We start from the raw sequence: 2568 nt of genomic DNA, 5'->3' as shown, positions 1-2568 counted from the left end.
CAATACTAATCCACCATTTTAGGTGTGCCACGCTAGTAGTGGACTGACACAGCTAAAATTGTGGAATAAATTTGACGGTGAAATTGGGCGCACAACCTGCGCCCCTACAATACTAATCCACCATTTTAGGTGTGCCACGCCGCCATCGTGGGTTAGGCGGGAATTCAACTGTGACAAACACCCCTTAACTGAACAATCCGCCGTAACCCACCAAACCCTTAACCCTCTTCCTCGACAATTGTAGAGACGCGCCATGGCGCGTCTCTTCTACATCGTTATACAGATTTTTGTGAGCGATCGCATCAAGTAGCCTCCCATTTTCGTAACCTGTAATCCTGGCATTTTACCCATTTCCCTCTTATCACTTGTAAAATTCCAGGGAGCAAGTGTAATGAGAATTGTAAAGAAAGATGTGGCTAATGGACAGCTCGTTATTTAAGCATCTACCATTGTTCTAATCTTCTTACTTGAGCAACCGCGTGCTTGTCGTCCGTGTGTCGAAGGTCGATCAAGGTTAGCTGGAAAATTTTAGGTTGAATCAGACCTGGAAATCGTCCGGATAGGTTGCCGTTGTTATTGAAGGATAAAGCTTATTGTCCCCAGAATAGATTAATATGAAGAAAATCTTTTCCCGTCGCAGCTTAGCTCGCCAGGTTCGTGAAGAAGCGGCTGAAATTGCATTTTTGCGCCCCCATCCTGACCATTTAAATAATGCTGAGGAGTCAGCTTATCGGAATGGTAATAACGAACTCAGTTATATTGCTAATTATTCAAAAGGTTTACCCCATAATGATTTGGGGGAAGTAGACCCCAAAGCTTACCGAATTTTACTCAAAGCTTTGTGTAGTGGAAAACCTGACGATTTTGAGGCAATACCACGGGGCTGTACTCGCCGCAAATTAGAGTTATCTGAATCGAGTTCTGAGAAAGATAAAAAGAAACCCCGTGGTTGTCGTCGATTTATCAATCCGCAAGCCGGGTTAGCCTTTGATTTAGAAGGACCCGACGCTCAGTCAGTCACGATTCGCCCTGCTCCCCGTATCGATGGGGCAGAAAATGCTTGTGAAGCCATAGAACTTTACTGGATGGCGCTGTTACGAGATGTGAATTTTACCGACTTTCGCGATAACTGCGACATTGAAAAAGCCGCCGCAGAACTATCAAACTGCTCAGATTTCCGGGGACCGAAAGAAGATGGTAAGGTGACACCGGATGTGATTTTCCGAGGGTCTACGCCAGGAGATGTGGTTGGTCCTTTTATCTCGCAATTTCTGCTCAAAGATATCCAATATGGCACCCAGACAATTAGCCAACGCCAACGGACGGTTGTTCCCAATAGCGACTTTATGACCGATTATAAAATGTGGTTGGCGGTGCAAAATGGCTTTGATTTCAGTGGTCAGGATAAATTTGACCAAGTGCCACGCTATATCCGGAATATGCGGGATTTAGGCAATTATGTGCATTTTGATGCGCTCTATCAAGCCTATTTGAATGCTTGTTTGATTTTGTTGGATATGAAGGCACCATTTGATCGGGGGAATCCATATCTTTCGTCAGAGAATCAGGATGGATTTGGGACTTATGGTGGACCGCACATCCTCAGTTTAGTCACAGAAGTGGCGACGCGAGCCTTAAAAGCGGTTTGGTATCAAAAATGGTTTGTACATCGGCGGCTGCGCCCTGAAGCCTTTGGTGGACTGATTCACAATCTTATGACGGGACAGGCGGAGTATCCGATTCATCCAGAGATTCTCAATTCTCAGGCACTCAAAGAGATATTTGATCAGAATGGTAATTATCTGCTACCGCAAGTGTTTCCGGAAGGATCACCGACTCATCCTGCTTATGGTGCAGGACATGCGACAGTAGCGGGGGCTTGTGTAACGATATTGAAGGCGTGGTTTGATGAGTCCTATCAGATTCCCAACCCAGTGGTGCCGAATGAGGATGGGACTGAATTGGTTTGTTACATGCCTTATAGTGGACCTGGTACAGAGGTTCTCACCGTAGGCGGGGAATTGAATAAGGTAGCGGCAAATATTTCCATTGGTCGCAATATGGCAGGTGTACACTGGCGCACAGACTACACAGAATCGATAAAATTAGGAGAAGCGATCGCGATCGGGATTTTGCAGGAGCAAAAGCTGACCTATAACGAGGATGGCTGTTTCTCACTGACCAAGTTTGATGGTACAGCGATTACCATCTAATTTTGAATAGCAGCATCAGAATTTAGTAGAGACGTTGCATGCAACGTCTCTTGTCCCCAGTTATTTGCCCACTGCTCTAGTTGTTATAGTTGACCGCCACCGGGATTGCGAGGGGCTACGGCTTCAACCTTCCCGAAGTGGAGGTAAGCGGTAGGGGGAGAGCAGGAAATACGAGGACTCAATGTCCTTTCGTATTTCCAATTATTTCCCGCTAGGTGGGTGGTATAATGATAGTCATGAAACAAGTTCTCACGATAGTTGTAAAGCTTCAACCCTCTCCTGAACAAGTTGCCAAATTAGAGGCAACCCTTCAGGCGTTTGCGGATGCTTGCAACTATGTGAACACACACACAGA

At 45.9% G+C, this 2568-nt stretch carries 2 protein-coding genes; one reads left to right on the top strand and one right to left on the bottom strand.

Annotated elements, in window-relative coordinates:
• Nucleotides 1-18: 18 nt before the first annotated feature.
• On the bottom strand, nt 19-255 hold the full coding sequence (locus tag RIM23_RS19310) for a hypothetical protein (RefSeq protein ID WP_446368752.1): 237 nt from the start codon (nt 253-255) through the stop codon (nt 19-21).
• Nucleotides 256-614: 359 nt separating this feature from the next.
• Between RIM23_RS19310 and RIM23_RS19305 the strand changes: the two genes are divergently transcribed.
• Nucleotides 615-2213 (top strand): vanadium-dependent haloperoxidase, encoded by a 1599-nt coding sequence (locus RIM23_RS19305; RefSeq protein WP_446368751.1) that lies wholly within the window; start codon nt 615-617, stop codon nt 2211-2213.
• Nucleotides 2214-2568 lie beyond the last annotated feature (355 nt).

It is taken from the genome of Coleofasciculus sp. G3-WIS-01, assembly GCF_040223135.1.
GTDB lineage: Bacteria > Cyanobacteriota > Cyanobacteriia > Cyanobacteriales > Coleofasciculaceae > Coleofasciculus.
Note: the sequence above shows the minus strand (reverse complement) of the source record. Positions and strands in the feature narration are given on the sequence as shown.